At 41.2% G+C, this 17,685-nt stretch carries 13 protein-coding genes and 1 pseudogene; 10 read left to right on the top strand and 4 right to left on the bottom strand.

Features of this window, described 5'->3' with window-relative positions; all coding sequences use genetic code 11:
• Positions 1-5: 5 nt before the first annotated feature.
• Positions 6-1,709, bottom strand: coding sequence for a ShlB/FhaC/HecB family hemolysin secretion/activation protein (locus HRQ85_RS23745; protein ID WP_172380754.1), 1,704 nt, complete (start codon positions 1,707-1,709; stop codon positions 6-8).
• Positions 1,710-2,592: 883 nt separating this feature from the next.
• Here HRQ85_RS23745 and HRQ85_RS23740 point away from each other — a divergent pair.
• From HRQ85_RS23740 to HRQ85_RS23700, 10 genes and pseudogenes are all read left to right on the top strand, one after another.
• Entirely contained in the window at positions 2,593-2,883 is a 291-nt protein-coding gene (locus tag HRQ85_RS23740) for a hypothetical protein (RefSeq protein ID WP_172380753.1), read from the top strand.
• A 1,283-nt stretch (positions 2,884-4,166) separates the two neighbouring features.
• On the top strand, positions 4,167-5,132 hold the full coding sequence (locus HRQ85_RS23735; protein WP_172380752.1) for a Bug family tripartite tricarboxylate transporter substrate binding protein: 966 nt from the start codon (positions 4,167-4,169) through the stop codon (positions 5,130-5,132).
• Complete coding sequence (locus HRQ85_RS23730; RefSeq protein ID WP_172380751.1) at positions 5,129-5,560, top strand: tripartite tricarboxylate transporter TctB family protein; 432 nt, start codon at positions 5,129-5,131, stop codon at positions 5,558-5,560. The genes HRQ85_RS23735 and HRQ85_RS23730 overlap by 4 nt, the downstream gene beginning before the upstream one ends.
• 3 nt (positions 5,561-5,563) lie before the next feature.
• A pseudogene (locus HRQ85_RS23725) lies at positions 5,564-6,822 on the top strand (tripartite tricarboxylate transporter permease); the annotation flags it as partial.
• An 81-nt stretch (positions 6,823-6,903) separates the two neighbouring features.
• Entirely contained in the window at positions 6,904-7,086 is a 183-nt protein-coding gene (locus HRQ85_RS26285; protein ID WP_253918876.1) for a hypothetical protein, read from the top strand.
• A 3-nt stretch (positions 7,087-7,089) separates the two neighbouring features.
• The gene (locus HRQ85_RS23720; protein WP_172380750.1) at positions 7,090-7,986 is read left to right on the top strand and encodes an NAD(P)-dependent oxidoreductase; all 897 of its coding nucleotides are present in this window, start codon (positions 7,090-7,092) and stop codon (positions 7,984-7,986) included.
• Entirely contained in the window at positions 7,986-9,698 is a 1,713-nt protein-coding gene (locus tag HRQ85_RS23715; RefSeq protein ID WP_172380749.1) for a dihydroxy-acid dehydratase, read from the top strand. Before HRQ85_RS23720 ends, HRQ85_RS23715 begins: the two co-directional genes overlap by 1 nt.
• On the top strand, positions 9,695-11,035 hold the full coding sequence (locus HRQ85_RS23710; protein WP_172380748.1) for an NAD(P)H-dependent oxidoreductase: 1,341 nt from the start codon (positions 9,695-9,697) through the stop codon (positions 11,033-11,035). Before HRQ85_RS23715 ends, HRQ85_RS23710 begins: the two co-directional genes overlap by 4 nt.
• 32 nt (positions 11,036-11,067) lie before the next feature.
• A complete protein-coding gene (locus HRQ85_RS23705) occupies positions 11,068-11,466 on the top strand; it encodes a LysR family transcriptional regulator (RefSeq protein WP_172380747.1) in 399 nt (132 codons plus the stop codon).
• A 12-nt stretch (positions 11,467-11,478) separates the two neighbouring features.
• Entirely contained in the window at positions 11,479-11,982 is a 504-nt protein-coding gene (locus HRQ85_RS23700) for a LysR substrate-binding domain-containing protein (RefSeq protein ID WP_301540147.1), read from the top strand.
• 452 nt (positions 11,983-12,434) lie between these two features.
• Here HRQ85_RS23700 and HRQ85_RS23695 read toward each other — a convergent pair whose 3' ends face one another.
• The 3 genes from HRQ85_RS23695 to HRQ85_RS23685 form a co-directional block, all read right to left on the bottom strand.
• A complete protein-coding gene (locus HRQ85_RS23695; protein ID WP_172380745.1) occupies positions 12,435-14,288 on the bottom strand; it encodes a hypothetical protein in 1,854 nt (617 codons plus the stop codon).
• 1,328 nt (positions 14,289-15,616) lie between these two features.
• Positions 15,617-16,531: an AAA family ATPase gene (locus HRQ85_RS23690; protein WP_172380744.1), complete on the bottom strand. Its 915-nt coding sequence runs from the start codon at positions 16,529-16,531 to the stop codon at positions 15,617-15,619.
• Positions 16,531-17,553: a DNA mismatch repair protein gene (locus HRQ85_RS23685; protein WP_172380743.1), complete on the bottom strand. Its 1,023-nt coding sequence runs from the start codon at positions 17,551-17,553 to the stop codon at positions 16,531-16,533. Before HRQ85_RS23685 ends, HRQ85_RS23690 begins: the two co-directional genes overlap by 1 nt.
• Between the last annotated feature and the right edge of the window lie 132 nt (positions 17,554-17,685).

The raw sequence follows: 17,685 nt of genomic DNA, 5'->3' as shown, positions 1-17,685 counted from the left end.
CAGATTTAAATAGAAACATCGACGCGGTAATAAACCACGTAATCATCGGCACTAAGCCTTGAAGGGGCTTCAATTGGACAGCCAAAAGTAAGTGAGCTCGAGGCGTACTTAGCCTGAGTTTTTAATGACACACTGCTACCCAGCAACGATCCCCGCTCATAAGCATCTTGGCTATCTTCCACAATGGTGCCCGTATCAAGAGCCACCTGCGCGGAGAGAGCGCCAATATAAGACCATTGACCTAAGCGGTAATTAAGATCATTTCGCCAGTAATACCCTTCATCCCCTGAAATAGAGGTACCTTTAAAACCTCGTACTGAATATTCGCCACCAATACTGAGTCGTTCACTGCCATAAAGCGTGTCATTGCTCCACTGAGCAAAAAGGGTACTTGCAAGCGAGAGTGACGGAGTGAGTGCGTAGGTATAACTCCCTGTGAATGAGGTTTTGACGAATTGGGCTGTTGGAAGTGAGCGACCTTTCGATTGCGTTTTTTCCCCACCAAACCAATCCGTTCCCAACGACACCTTCGGTGATAAGCTCATGAACCCGCCCCATAAACGAGTGCTGTGGTCCCAAGCAAATGAAAAGGAAGATAAATTACGGGAGCCTGCTTCTAACAAATTGCCGAGTATGTAGTTCTTTTCACGCCGATAGCTGACGGTGCCTTTTAGTGACGACTTACTGAATTCATCGCGATAAAAGAGCCATTTAATATCAACGTCATGACTATTGGTTTTACCAGACGAATCAAAAGCAAAACCCTTATTCGTAAACGTCGTGAAGTAGGTGCTGTAAGAGGTGCGATAACCTAAGTTCCAGTAACCTAGAGGAACATCAACGCCAAAATATAGGCTCTCTGAATCTTTAGAGTTAATAAAGGCAGCGCTTTTGGTTGCCCTCAAACTCCACAGATCCAGTCGTTTAAACAGGCTCTCGCCGGTAAAATTGACTGAGAGCAGTTCTTCTCCTGTTGAGTCCTGCCCACTATTACTAAAGCTCACCCCAGCGGATATAAGATGTTTTTCTACGGTTTGAATATCAACGATTGAGTAACCTTGCCGCGCTGAAGGCAACAATTGAATTTTAGCGTTATATCTAGCAAGCCGGTTGATCTGATCGAGCCCTTGTTCAATGTCTCTCAAATTTAACAATGAACCTAAAATGCCAGGCAATGCCATGACTAAAAAGTCCTCTTCCTCACCATTGAACAGAACCTTTTCTACCTTCCCCTCGACAATAACAATCAATAACACGCCAGAAGACAGGTCTTGTGGCGTCATAAATGCACGTGACGTCACGTAGCCAGCTTCAATATAGTGGTTAGAAATATTGCGAAGATAGCCATTAATAGCATTGAGGCCAATACACCCTGCTTGAAAACCTGATATTTCAGTCAGTGTCTCATTATCGTATTGAGTATTACCTGAAAATTGTATTTCAGTGATATCAACACATTGAGCATCTAACATCGGTTGAGAATCAGGAAGCGTTGGAATAGAGGTTAGACCTCGAAGTGCGCTATTGCTTTCTTCAAGCTCTTCAAGGCGTTGCCGCTGCTCTTCTTCAAGCTCTTGAGTTGCGAGTGGTCCTAAAGGCAAGTTGGCTGCGTGAGAAATCGTCGAGTAAGCAAGCAATAGGGCCAACACAAAACGAAGAGCGGGTATTGAAAATAAAAGGAAACCGTTTGGGTTGAAGGGGAATTGCATTAATACTCCAGCGTCATTGACGTTTTTTTGTACTTCAAAAAAACTCTGTTCGATATAGGCATTCAGCCTTAAATAACATGGTTACTTCTGTCTCCTCATCTTTATTCATATTTAAATTTTCTCGATGTCGTTCAGGCATCTGGGCGTGACCCATTTATCCACTCCCGTTAAAACGACAACGTTTAGAATTCAGAGAATCAAATAAGCGTTATAAAAATGCATAAACCAAAGTAATTTCAGATAGTTAAAAACAAAACCTTCAAGTAGGAGTGTCAGTTACTACCGTTAAACGCCGCGTATGTTACAAAACATTTCAAAGCATTTCAAAATGTTTCAAAAAGATTCAGATCATCCAGTTGGTATAGCAAGAGGACTGGTAGTCGCGTATAGCAAATTGCTCAATTAGACGTGTAACGTGCAGCGCTTTTGGTTTGGAGTTACGTTGGCTGTAAGCGCCGCTTAGCAAGGAATTTATGGTTAGATAATTCATTCGGGAAGGCGGAGCTTTCCCACACAAGAGTTTTACGTTCATCTACCGAAGCAATACTCATTTACTTCTGTTCACTCAAAGAACTTGTTTCTTCTACTTCCAAGTTTCATAAGTACTAACAAAGGAAAATGAGAAGTCACTACTGACCATACTCAGGTATTTAGCAATAAAATCAGCCAGTTGTAATTGGACCAAACTAAAGAGCAAATAAATACGATTAGTGAGTAACGTAAGCCACAAGACGTAACCCGGCTTCTTTCTATGCAGACGATAGAGAAAAACTGTCAACAAATTTGTTAAATAAGTACATCCCTCATATCAAACTGGCTGCTTAATTGTTACATTTTCAGTATAGTCACCGATGACTTATATCAAACTGATATGGTGAAGCACATGAGTAACGACAACAAAGCTGCAATATTATATGAAGCCCGTAAAATTGAGCCCATCATTGAAGCTATTAAAGAATTTATTGAAGCAGAGCGTTTGAAAGGAATGCTCTACAATTTTTATGACTTAGAGACTCATTTTATTGGCCAAATAACTAGGGGAGAATTAATCCAAGCTATGAAAATTATGCGATTGTCTGGAATGTTTGATGAGATATTTTGGGAAGCTTTACTGCAATATTCACCATCAAAAGTTAAAGAAAGCATACTTGGTGAAAAAACAACCGAAATTTAGGAAGAAACAACTTTCACAGACTTGATTACGTAAGTCCCTTCCCTAGAGTATTGTCCTTGTTAAGGATAAAGCTAACATTACCTACCGTGTTACATACAGCGTAGTTGCTCATACTTCCATCTATGACAACTTGGACGTCGATTTCATCCATTCGCCCCGATCCAATTGTATACCTTCAATTCCTCGATAACTGAATTTGTAAGCGAGATAGTAACGTATGGTTTCGATAATATTTATATGTCATAGAGGCAGTTGAGCTCTATGGCATATTAGTAATTTGACAATGCGGCTTGTTGGAAATAATGGTGGTATTCACTTTTAGGCTCAATGCCTCAATTAGATTGCCTTTTGTTTAATATTCCCAATATAGAATATAGTCCTTGATGTGTAACCTAGCCTTTTTCGAACGTTAAAATCATCGATAAATGGTAGAGCAGTTTATGGATATACCACGTTCATCCAACGCCACATGCTTATTCTACTTAAATATGCTCTTTAATCCACTTCCATGTATCTTCATCTAGCCATCCTTGATATTCATCTGTATTAACTTTTGATATAAACACTTTGTCATTGTTGTCAAGATATGAGGTAAATTTACCGACGACTTGAGATGCTGATAACGATGTAGATACCAGCCATGTTGACTCCATTATATGATTATATCCCCCAAAACTTCGTACCACTGAATAAATATTTTCGTACTTGTGTCCAGAATTATTTAAGTCATAACTAATAGAATATATTACCATTTTACATTCCCTATACGATACGAATCTAAACGAAGCTCTCCTTATTCAAAGGCCCAAATAGTAATGGTTACGTGGCAACAAATTTATTTTTATCACCGTTACATAAACACTACATCAACACTTTTGTTTTTTCATTATCAATTATGAAAAATAACATTTACAAAATAAAACTAACAAGTCGACAACATTCTGGCTATATTGAACTTGATCGTCAGATCCCCGCGTTAACCCGCGTTAATTTGTGTTTGTTATTTTAACAGGCTCCTGCCTACTTTATTTTCACGCCGTCCCCACGGCGTTTTTTTTGCAAAAAATTGGTATATATAACGATTTAAACCTTCGAAAATATGTATCAACATTGAAAAATCGATTAACGAAAAATACAAAATATCGAAAACGTATCACAACAAATTTAGAAAAAATCAACTGACCATCTATTTTCAAGCCCCCCCCCATCTACAATAAGAAACACAGAAATTGTTAATCTTATGTTACCGTGAATATTGTTCAAACAAATAGGGAGTAATTAAGATGAGAAACAAACTAACTTATTTATCTAATATTGTGATTATATCGTTAGCTGTTACTACTGGACTCCCCGCCAACGCAACAGAATGCATAGCTCCATCAAATCCCGGTGGCGGATGGGATTTTACTTGCCGAACAGTTGGAAGAATACTTTCAGATCTCAACCTAGTGGACGGTAATGTTCAAGTAACAAACATACCCGGTGGTACCGGGGCGGTAGGTTTCGCACGCGTTGCATCAAAACGTTCAGGCGATCCAGACTTACTAGTCGCAACTTCAACTGTTGCCATTACAAAATTTGCCCAAGGTCTCTACCCAGGAACAATGGACGATGCACGTTTTGTCGCAATGCTAGGTACAGATGTGGGCGTTATCGCCGTTCCTGCAGACAGCCCGTACTACAGCCTAAATGATCTAACAGCAGTCTTAAAAGAAGACCCTAACAAAGTCGTTGGGACTGGTGATGGCGCAGGCAGTTGGGATCACATTCGTTACCTAGAAATAGCTAAGGAAGGGGGTATTAAAAATTTACGAGGACTACGTTGGGTTCAGTTTGATGGTGGTAGCGAAGCCATTACACAGATGTTAGGTGGAAAAATTGATGTTGTTACTACAGATCTTGGAGAAGCATCCGGCTTCCTTAAGTCTGGTGATATTCGATTATTAGCTGTGTTATCAAACGATCCCGTTCCTTTATTCCCCAAGATACATACTGCCATCTCACAAGGTTACAACGTCACAGGATATAACTGGCGAGGTTTCTACGTTGGCAAAAATGTTAGCGACAAAGATTACAACGCTTGGGTCAAAAAGCTCAAAACGGTTTATGACTCGCTAGAATGGAAAAACGCAGTCAAACAATCAGGGTTAATACCTGCCTGGCGCTCAGGCGAAGATTTCAATTCGTACCTAGTCAAACAGCGCAAAAGCATTGAAGACATTTCTCGATCGATAGGAGTGATCCAATGATTGGGCGGCTTATAAGTATAGCCATCTTTGTGAGCGCGGCGATCTACGCAAGCGCCGCTACCGGCTATAGCGCAGGATTTGGAGACCCATTAGGACCAAAAGTATTCCCGCTAATGATATCAATTCCAACAATGTTACTTAGCGCCTCTCTAATAGCTTATCCCGGCAGAGTTGGAGAACTGACAGATACTTACCACCTCGTGAAACAGATAAGTTTCACCATTGCACTATTCACGTTTGTGTTTCTCTTAGAGAAAATTGGTTATGTGCTCAGCAGCATCATTTTAATCAGCACAATTTCCATACTCTTAGATGCTAAACCAAAGCAGGCGCTTGTGGTTGGAATGCTGGTAACTCCTATCTTATGGGTAACTTTCGACAAACTATTGAATCTACCACTCCCCTTTTTAGGATCTTGGATTTCGTAGCACATGGATATACTTTCTAATTTAGCAGCCGGCTTCTCGGTCGCTATTCTGCCTTTGAACATATTATTGCTTATTTTCGGCTGCTTCATAGGAACGTTAGTCGGCGCACTACCGGGACTTGGCCCTGTAAACGGTGTTGCAATCCTAATTCCTTTAACCTTTGCATTACGGCTAGACGCTACTTCTTCTCTGATTTTATTAAGTTCTGTGTACTACGGCTGTATGTATGGCGGTAGGGTTTCAGCAATACTTCTCAATATCCCTGGTGACGAACCGGCAATAATGACCACGCTAGATGGATATCCAATGGCACAAAAAGGCCAAGCAAAAGACGCATTGGCGGTTTCAGCCGTAGCATCATTTACAGGTGCAACACTGGCTACAATCGGTCTAACTATATTTGCCCCATTACTAGCAAAGGTAGCTATATATTTTGGGCCAGCTGATTATTTTGCCTTGTACGTAATGGCGTTTGCAACGATTGGCGGGATATCGGCTATCGATATTAGAAAAAACCTACTAAGCGCTTTCCTTGGTTTGCTGATCGCTACAGTCGGACTTGATTCTTCAACAGGTGTAGCTCGTTTTACTATGGGCTCCTTCGAGCTTTATGATGGTTTAGATCTAATTGTAGTACTCGTCGGATTGTTTGCTATATCTGAAATTCTCATGATTCTCGAAAGAGATCCCCACAAAAACAACAGTAAATTACACGTCAAAGGCTTCCTCCCTAGCTGGGAACCTATAAAAAAATCACTCCCCTCTTCATTACGCGGTTCTAGCATAGGTTTCTTAGCTGGAATTCTTCCTGGTGCAGGTGCTGCACTCGGAGCGGTGATCAGTTACACCATTGAGAAACAATTTTTCAATAAAAAAAACACTTTCGGTAAGGGCGATCCTCGAGGTATAGCGGCTCCAGAAGCTGGTAATAATGCAGCGTCAGGTGGTGCTCTTATTCCTATGTTAGCGCTTGGGGTCCCAGGCTCAGGTACAACAGCTATCATGCTAGCAATGTTGGTATCACTCAACGTTCAGCCTGGTCCTCTTCTATTTGAAAGCAATCCGGAACTCGTATGGGGGTTAGTGGCATCTCTATACATGGCAAATTCGCGCTGTTGCTACTCAATATCCCAATGATTGGTATCTTTACATGGATCATGCGAACGCCTAACTGGATATTACTGCCTATAGTAGTCGCTATCAGCTTCGTTGGAGTTTATTCCTTGAGTAGATCGACTTTCGATCTTGCAATCATGGTGGGTTTCGGCCTCTTTGGATATTTTCTACGCAAATTTGAAATCTCTCTTGTCCCGTTAGTTCTAGGCATGCTGCTAGGAACAAACATGGAAAACAACCTTCGAAGAGCCCTTTCAATTTCTGGCGGTGACTGGACAACGCTCATTAGCTCACCAATTTCAATTGGCTTATATGTCGTTACAATCTTACTGCTTGGATCCTCAGCCTATTTAGCAGTTCGCGCTTCCAAAGCAGCTTCACACAATAATGCCTCGGATTTAAAGGAGTAAGCCATGATTTTTGGATTTATCGGACTTGGACAAATGGGGGCACCAATGGCACAAAACCTTTCTCGAGTTAATCGTGTGCTAGCTTTTAACCGCAGTCCTTGTTCCACCTCGCTAAAGGAAACGAAGAATCTAGAGCTCGTTTCCAATATCACCGAATTGACTATATGCGATTGCATTTTTCTTTGCCTCCCTTCTAAAGACGCTGTTGAAACTGTTCTATTTGGGGATAACGGCCTCGCTAAGAATTTAAAATCAGACACGATCATCGTTGACACCTCAACAGTTGAGTTCAACGCAACAATCAATATCGCCAAGCGCCTAGGTCAAATGAACATTCATTTCCTTGACGCCCCAGTGTCGGGCATGAAACAGAGGGCTCAAGATGGAACTCTAACAATGATGATTGGCGGAAAAGCGAGTATTGCCAAGCGACTAAACCCCACGCTAGAAACAATGGCTAGCCATATTCTTTATATGAGCAACACTGGTTGTGGACAACTGACAAAACTTATCAACCAACTACTCTTCGACATCAACATGGCAGCCCTTGCAGAAATTCTCCCCGTAGCCTCCAAACTCGGGTTACCCCCCGAACTCATTACTAAAGTAGTTAACTCTGGCACAGGACGTAGCTATGCATCCGAGTTCTTTTTACCAAACATATTAGAAGGCATATTCGACCAAGGTTACTCAATGCAAAACGCCTATAAAGATCTCATTTCTGGTGCTGAACTTGGCGTCAGAGAGTGCACCCCAATGCCTGTTCTCGCAGCAGCAACGACGACTTTCCAAAACGCGCTGAGAGAAGGGTTAGGAGATATGGATAAAGGGGCAATGATTCTAGTATTTGAACGCCTATTAGACACAAAATTTCGCAGTGCAACTTATAAGGATAAATAATGAGTAAAAGGGAATATGGCATCGCCGGTGGTTTAACAAACTATGGCGACAAAGACTTCGCAGTGTATCTACGTCGTTCATTTTCACGATCCATGGGGCTTTCAAGCTCGATGCTTAAAAAACCAATTGTTGGCATTGCGATGACCCCATCCGGTTTTAACAACTGCCATCGCACAATGCCAGAACTCGTTGAAGCAGTTTCACGAGGAGTTTTATCTGCCGGTGGATTGCCCCGCCCTTTCCCTACAACCTCTTTAGGTGAAGTATTTCTAAACCCAACGTCAATGGTTTACCGAAATCTAATGTCGATGGACACAGAAGAGATGGTACGCGCGCAACCAATGGATGCAGTGGTTCTCATTGGCGGCTGTGACAAAACCGTACCGGCCCAGCTAATGGGCGCTGCGTCAGCCGATATTCCGGCAATTCAGTTAGTCACAGGACCGATGTCTACGGGACGACACAAAGGAGAACGTTTAGGTGCATGTACCGATTGCCGCCGCTTTTGGGGGCGCTACAGAGCAGGGAAAATCTCAAAAGAAGAAATAGATCAAATCGAAGGCCGTTTAGCTGTCACAGCTGGTACTTGTGCTGTAATGGGAACGGCATCAACAATGGCGATCATTGCTGAAGTTCTTGGTATATCCCTCCCGGGTAGTGCCGCTATTCCAGCGGTAAATTCCGAACGGCTAGTTGCGGCTGAAGCAAGCGGCGCTGCTGCTGTTGAGCTCATAACCAACCCGATACTTCCAAGTCAATTAATCACCGAAAAATCCGTTGAAAACGCTATGCGTGTATTGATGACAGTGTCAGGCTCAACTAATGCCGTTATTCATCTTGCAGCAATCGCAGGGCGTCGCGGAATCCGCATATCTAACGAACGCTTGAATCAAATCTCTGATGAAACCCCCGTTCTCGTTGATTTAAAACCCGTGGGACATGGGTATATGGAAGACTTCCACGCAGCAGGTGGTGTTGGCGCTGTGATGCGAGAAATCAAACATCTTCTTCATCTTGATACAATTGATATCCAAGGCGTTACTCTCAAGGAACGATTAGCTAAGCCTTTGGACTGGATAGACCGCAAAATAATTCGCGAAGCGAGTAACCCTGTTTCCGCTGTCGGCGGTTTAGTTGCCTTATCAGGAAACATAGCCCCAGAAGGCGCCATTTTCAAACGTGCAGCAGCCACTCCTGAACTCTTCGAAATAGAAGGAAGAGCAGTTGTTTTTGAAAATCTTGAGGACTTAGCCAATCGCGTTGACGATCCAGCCCTCGATATAAACGCTGATGACATCATGGTTTTGAAAAATGCAGGGCCAGTTGCCGCTGGTATGCCTGAAGCTGGTTATTTACCCATCCCCAAAAAACTCGCTTTGACTGGAGTCAAAGACATCGTTCGAATATCGGATGCTCGCATGTCTGGTACAGCATTTGGCACCATTGTCTTACACATATCCCCAGAGACAGCTGTTGGCGGAACCCTTTATGCCGTTAGAAACGGAGACCGCCTTCGCCTGTCTATCAAAAACAAAAGTATTGATCTTCTGATTGATGATGAAGAGTTACAACTACGCATGTTAGACCGTAAAGAAATAAACAAACCAATACGTGGTTATCGCAAACTTTATGCTGAAACGGTCCTCCAAGCACCTGAAGGCTGTGATTTCGGCTTCCTCCAGCATGAAGATTTACAGGGAGACTCTTTATGAATCTGTACTCACAACTGCGCAATCTAGAATACTCAGGCAAGTCACTTAAAATCGGTTTGATCGGCGCTGGTAAATTCGGCACCATGTTCTTAGCTCAAGCTTTACGTTTACCTGGTATCCATCTTGTGGGCGTCGTCGATCTAGATATTGAGTCAGCAATGTCAAACATGGCCCATGTTGGCTGGCCAAAAGAAAGATACAGCGCAACGTCACTCAATCAAGCGGCGCTTACTGGGGGAACTCATGTTGGAGAAGACTGGTTAGAACTAGTGAAGCACCCTGCTGTTGATATCATCATTGAATGTACAGGTAACCCTATCGCAGCCATTGAGCACATTCTTGTCGCTTTTTCAGAAAGAAAAAATGTCATCAATGTAACCGTGGAAGCCGATGCTTTTGTCGGTCCAGCTCTAGGGAGAAAAGCGGCAAAGGCTGGCGTTATTTACTCAATGGCTTATGGCGACCAACCAGCTCTTGCATGTGAGCTAGTAGATTGGGCTCGCACCTGTGGCTTCTCTGTTGTTGCTGCCGGCCGTGGACACAAATGGCTACCACATTATCGCCAATCAACTCCGGACACCGTCTGGGAACATTGGGGACTATCGCAGGAGCAAGCTGAGCGTGGACGCTTAAACCCTAAAATGTTCAATGCGTTCCTTGACGGTTCAAAACCTGCGATAGAAAGTGCAGCTATCGCCAATTGTTGCGGCTTAGATGCACCTGATAATGGACTTGTATTTCCATCAGGCGGAATTGACGACATCCCCACACTAATGCGCCCTATTTCAGAAGGCGGTGTGCTCGAACGAAAAGGAATGGTAGATGTTGTTTCTTGTATACGTGCTGATGGAACACCTATTCCACACGATATTCGCAAAGGAGTGTGGGTCTGTATTGAAGCTGATAATGACTATTTGAAGAATTGCTTTGAGGAATATAAGGTAGTTACAGACCAAAGCGGGCGGTATATGTGTAATTATAAACGTTGGCACATGATTGGCCTTGAATTGGGAGTTTCAGTCGCATCTGTCGGTATTAGGAATGAACCAACCGGTGTCGCAACAGACTTTAGAGCAGATGTTTCAGCTATAGCCAAACGAAACTTAAAAGCTCAAGAAATTTTAGACGGTGAAGGTGGATTTACTGTTTCTGGAGGCCTAAGACCGGCTCATATATCAGTAAAAAATGGCTACGTTCCGCTAGGTCTAGCTCATCAAGTCAAATTGATTAAACCAGTAGCAGAAGGGAAACCAATAACATGGAGCGACGTTGAAATAGACAAAACTACGGTTGCTTATAAGCTTCGTAAAGAAATCGAACAAACAATCCTTACCTAAACGAAATAAAGCGATACCTAAGGAGATAAGATTTGGACCCACTGAATGACATATACAAAAACAACAACGTTCACTCTAGATACAATATTTTATCTCTTGCCCTATTTATCACTGTCTCAGAAACCGGCAGCATTGCCGCCACTGCAAGCCGCCACAATATAGCTGCTTCCGCAGTCAGTCGACGTATAAGTGAACTAGAAGCCCTCATAGATACAACACTTTTATATCGCCAACAACGAGGTGTTGAGCTGACATCCGCAGGCCAAGAATTTTATCGTCACTCCCAAAACGTATTGATGTGTATCCAAAAAATGGAAAAGTCGATGGAAGAGTTTTCGAATGGAATTCGAGGAAGTATTCGCATCGCTGCCAATACATCAAGTATCACTCAATTCTTACCCGATGACCTCGCTATATTTACCAGAGACTAGCCTACTATCCAATTGAAGCTTATCGAAATGTACAGTACAGAGGTTGTCGCTGCAGTACGTTCTGGAGAAGTGGATTTTGGGTTATGTTCAGGAATGACTGACACCTTTGATTGCGAGAGGACATTGTATAGACGTGATACGCTTGTTTTAGCGACACCTAAAGACCATCATCTAATAACCAGAGACTCAGTAACTCTAAAAGATATTATCAAAGAAGATTTTGTGTCTCTTCAAAACGGCAGTGCGATCCAAGCGCTTGTTGACGCTCAAGCAAATCAACTTGGCAATCCGATAAAAACTAAAATCGAAGTCATGAGCTTCGATGGTGTAAGGAGGATGGTAGAAGCAGGTCTTGGTGTAGCGATTTTGCCTTTCAGTGCATTAAAAGACAGTAACTTAGCCATGATCACCATTAATGAGCCTTGGGCGCAAAGGGATTTAATCATTGTAACAAAACCAGGTGTAAAGTTAGGACAAGCAGCGCGAGCGATGCTCCACTGTTTCCTTGGAGAATGATCTTCACCAGATAAAATGGACCCACTATCATCTCTTTAACCCGTCACTAATTCATATTCATGTGGCTTTCGGTTTCTCTAATTACCATTTTCTATGGACTCATCGTCAGTTGTATACCTTTATTACTGCCAAACGTCCAACGATTGTACACAAGTAAAAAGCGATAGTGACCGCTACATACACCCCACGTTTATCTTCCATGCTCCCCCTTTCTCGAAGCAAAAATCAGGCACTAATTACCTTAAATCCATAATGCATTGTGAGTTTTTACCTAATTTATAATCCAACATAAACACCTCCAATCACAATGAAGTTGTTCATAGTTCAGATCAACTACAGAATAAGATTCAACGTCACCCCAAAAGCTATTCGAAATCTGAAGCAGCTTCTTTGCAATTATTCCTCTATTCTTTCAAAGGACATCGAATGCTTGTATACGATAAGAATAACGGCTAGTTAAGGTTTTCTAAACATAACACCCCAACATTTCCTATATTTGTCGTTTTGGTAACATTATCTAACACAAGCGATGAGTCCTCATAAGAAACAAGCCACGTTTTATTCTCATTTTTATCAAAGGCAATGAAATTTTTCTCTAATAATAAGTTCAAATTACCGTCTGTACTCAACCTATCCCACAGAGCTTGATGCCAAGAGGTTGACGCTATCTCCTCAAAAGGCTTGTTGCATAAGTAACTTGCAGACTCAACATTATCTGTCGGTTTCGTCATTTTTGAAGACAGAACGGTAAGCTTAGCATCGTTAATCATATATTCTTGCGTAGGGTACAAATCTCTCGCCGTTATTTTGGAGGTCGACATGTAATCCCCATTATTATCGACAAATCGCACGTAGACCGGAGCGTCTGGCTTTTCAGCGAAGAGTAATGTAAATACGTTACTCTGAGTATTACTAATAACTCGAAAAGATGTTCGAGAGTCAGAAACTACTTCATAAGCTAAATCGGTAAAGCCTAACGAATAACTTGGATAAAACAATTCAAATCTAACTTCTAATTCTCGTTGTGACTTCTTATCTACGACTACAGATGGTATTTTAACTTCAGACACTCGCTCTCTCTCATCCAATGAGAAATACTTATCCATAATTGAGTAGCCAGCCCATGTATCACCATATTTTGTAGAGTAAGCCCACCCAGCCGTAAAACCATAAGTCATGCCAGAACTGTGACTAAAACCATATGCATGGGCTATCTCATGAAAGACTATGTTATAGTTACCATTGCTAAACAGTTGTTTTGTTGTTTTTGTCGGCCCTATATTATTGTGCCATATTGAAGCCCAACCACTTTTCGTTGAACGAATATTCTTAAGATCTGGTTTTTGTCCCCAAGCCATACCGGATGCAAGATAAACATTCTTCTTTTCACGCATGGACAACCGATGATCACTCATTCCCATTAAGTACAAATTTCGCTTACCATAATTTATCCCTGTATCTTCATATCCTTGGCATTCAGACCATCTTTCACATTCGCCATCTTTGCTAAAATAAGCCTGCATCGTTGTATCAAATATCTTTCTGTTAAAACCGTGATGCATGTTGGTTAGAATGGTTTCAAATATACTACGTCCGCGTTCATCTGTGTCTCCATAGCAAACAGAATCAGGTACAGCACTACAATCAGGTGCATCTGCTCGTTTGAATATAATTATTGGATTAAACATGCCTAGTTGATGCTCGAAACGAAGATCATCAATCGTTTCAGTGGTAAAACGAATCGTGGCCTGACTATAGGCAGGGATAGGTGAATCTAAATGTATTTCGCGAATTGTTCTGCCACCATTAATATCAACCGCCGCAATAAAATGCCTAATTGGCTGAGGACTATAATTTTCAACAACCCAGTCAACTCCTGATTTTTTAAATCGAATATCACCAAACTTTACTTCATCCGGCTTTGGTACTGATGTTACAGCGGAAACATTAGCATCCATAACCGATAGAGCTTTGGGTTCCACGCTCACTACATTTGAGCTACTGATCGCACTGTGATTCAATGGAATTCGCTCAAACTCTGGTCCTGGCTCTGGTCCTGGCTCTGGTCCTGGCTCTGGTCCTGACTCTGGTCCTGACTCTGGTCCTGACTCTGGTCCTGGCTCTGGTCCTGACTCTGGTCCTGACTCTGGTCCTGACTCTGGTCCTGACTCTGGTCCTGACTCTGGTCCTGACTCTGGTCCTGACTCTGGTCCTGACTCGTTGGATGTACTCAGCTCATCATCAGATGGAAGACAACCACACAAAGTGGTCGCCATGGCTAATATTATTAAGGGCTTTAATTTCATTTGATACACATAAAAATAAACCAGAGTTAGTATAAAAATCTGGTATAAATAAAAATATTAATTCTACCGCAGGTATAGATAAGATGACTTAATATATAATATGGAAAACAATGTTCACTCTCTGGTAATGTTTTTTTTGAACAAAAACATTAGTAAACCATCAATACATTAAGGAGATACTCGTAGGGTTATTCAAATAGTACAACTGTACTATTTAGTATGCAAAATAGAGATTATTGATAAAATCAATAACACCATTCATGTACTGATCAAATTTATACAACTATTGGTGTTTCGAACTTATGTAAATACCGTAACGCAACCATTTCTCTCCTTGGCAACGTAATCTCTTCACCAAGAAACCCACTCAAAAGTCCGACATAGTTCACAAATAATCGTCAATTATACGAATACAAAGTTAAAGCGTATTAACAGAGCAAATTTTAACTTTGCTGATAGTATGAACTACTCACTTGTCAGTGTTCACATCTTACAGTAAACAACCTTCGTGCTTCTGGTAAGCCATAGGAAGATTCTTTATAGCAACGTGACTTCTTATGCAGTCAGGCCCCTAGTAAATAAATCAACTATAAATGGTCAAGCGACTAACGGAAACGCCTCATTCAGAAAATCTGCTTAAAATTGGTATAACTTATAAAAGCAGTTCCACACCAATGGGCATACCATAAATAAGTTCGGAGTTGAAATGGTGCCATTTGAAATAAAATAGGCCATTGAGTATCCAGCGAAAGCGATTAAAGGAAATATCACTTGATAATTGCGTAAAGAGCTAGCTTTTGATCGCCTCAGAATATATTTGAAAAACAAGCCTATTGATAAAAGAAAAACATCAAAATGTCGCTGGGTGCTGTTGGTTTTCTAACATAATCCACACCTGTTTTATTAGTGCTAAAAAATGCAAACCTGTGTGAGCCCCTTAAAATAGCAATGTATTAGAGTATTATTCCAATCTACATAACCTATGTGACTCATACCCTGTTCCACTGATTTGGTAAAGTTTCTTTCCTACACGAAGCGACATTATTGTCAAATACCTAAAGACAAACTCTAGTGAACACTAAGAAAGACCTCGAAGTAATATTCAACTTGGTATGCGCAGCTTTAATAGATTTGAATCCTCGTACCATATGATCTACCGCTTAGCTTTCCATGCACGACCTCAACAATATTTCAAATATTTTGCTTGATCGTGAACGACTTTACTCGGGTATACCTACATTTGAGTTTTCTCAGCACTTTAGTGTTATGAGTCGTGGATAGAAAGCTTGATGATTTGTGTATCAACGAGATTTGATAGAAGTAATCGCTTATAAAACGTCTCTAAGATTTTTACGCTCTTCAATTTCTGCCGGCTCAGGAATAGTACCAGGCAACGTGATTTTTTTAGGATTCTGTTTAATGCTTTGAGCTGCGCGAGTAAACTTAGACGCCTTAAATTTCAAATTAAATACCTGTGGATTAATAGTAAGGCTTTGCCTCACTTCAACCGCAAATTCTAGATTTTCATTTTCGGGTAAATAATTGCTCTTGAGGTACTTAATCGACAAAGATTCTTTGTTTTTCTTTAATGTAAACAAGCACTTTGTTAAACGCATTATCGACGTCAAACCAGCACCTGATGCCATGGTAATTTCTTGAGTGCCACGTATCTCATCTTTGTTCACATGATGAACAAGCAACAAACTAGCCCCTGATTCACTAGCAAGATCCTGGAAAACATTTTTAATTAAGCGATCGTGTTTTACTTCCTCACAACGGCCTATTGACTCTGTCACGGTATCGATGATCACTAAGTCAAATTCCGAAAAAGTTTCTTTAAGTAGTTCTAGGTACCGCTTATGTTCTGCCTGCTCTTGTGCCGAACTATCAGGCGGAATCACTACTGGTTCAATATCGGTCAAAAAGTGGAGATTATTTTTTAGCTCTGACTTAATGGTGGGAGTACAGTTAGCCAACTTGTCTTTCATCCTAGATTGAATGACACCGGCACTATCTTCTGAACTCAATACCAAGGTTTTAGCAGGTTTGTTAACTGCACTCATCCCTAATAAAGACATTGAAGAAGCGTGCTCCATTGCTATACAAAGAGCAAGATGAGATTTACCGACATTAGGTGCAGCAATCAACATACCTACATGTCCTTTAAGCAACCCTTTTAAACTGAAGCTCAAGTTCTGATTTGCAGTTGAAGACATCAAGCTATCAAGAGATTGAGTGATCATTACTCTCCCCCGCCAATATAGAATATTTGAATTCCATTACCGACATCGCGAAATTGGAGGCTAAAATCTTTTTCAATTTGTACTGCATTGGCTAACAAATCTTTTCTGAGATCACTACGGAAGCTATGACTGACTTTCGAAGCAATAGATTGAATATAACTATCAAGTGCCCACTCAAACTTCTTGTTATGTAAAAACTCAGCTTTATGCGTGGTAATGTACTTTAAAAACGAACGTACGGACGGTTTACTGTAGTTAGTCATTTTATGTTGTTCTAATCGATAATAATAGCCATGGTCGCGTATCGCTTGCAACAAACGGATATCAGGAACCAAAAAGACATGATTAGTAAGATTCTTACTGTTTTTACGGCCTATTTTGAATTTACTTCGGTCACAATAAAAACGGTAGTCTTGAACAAATTCTAATGGTTTTTTGTCTAGTATGTTCTGTTCTTCATCAAGTTCATTTATCACCAAGTGAGCTGTTGCTAATTGAGTAATACGACGCTCTATTTGGTCATAATTTGCACGAGTGGTTGCCATACCCATACGAGTGGCAAGTTCGTACATACTCATAGATAAAACTGTCGCATCTCGATCAATAAAAGAGTCGAAGCCATCTTGTTGAGTATCTGAGATATCGCCATCAGTGATAGTTTGGTACACCTGTGACCAAGTCAAACGAGCTCCAGCATCATAAGAAGAATTGTCTAGTTGAATTGTTTGAGCATACGCCAGCATAGTTTCTAGAATATCACGATGTGGTTGAAGTAAATAATCAACATGCAGGTCAACTCTGAAGTTTTTTCCATAGCTATTAATGTTCACGCTTTCCAATGGGTAGTTAGGATCTGTACCACCGCTTTGCGCAATCTCTATAAGTTTTGATTGCATTGTTGATGTTAAACGTGAGGCTGGATGAAAAATAGTAGCTCTAGAAAACAGAATGGATGAGATGAACCGATTTTTACGATCCTCTTCATTAACAACTGTCAAACTAGAGTTAGATGTTGTAGCCATGATCATTACCTAATAATGCGATAGTGTTATTGTAACAGATAGGTACTACTAACTCACTAAATTCGGCAGATATCTATATGTGATCGGTAAATATTCATACCTAATCACAAAAATAGCCATAACAATCGGTAA

The organism is Vibrio sp. Vb339 (assembly GCF_902751245.1).
GTDB classification, from domain to species: Bacteria; Pseudomonadota; Gammaproteobacteria; order Enterobacterales; family Vibrionaceae; genus Vibrio; species Vibrio coralliirubri.
The sequence above is the reverse complement of the archived record's forward strand: the minus strand, read 5'-3'. Positions and strand labels throughout refer to the sequence as shown.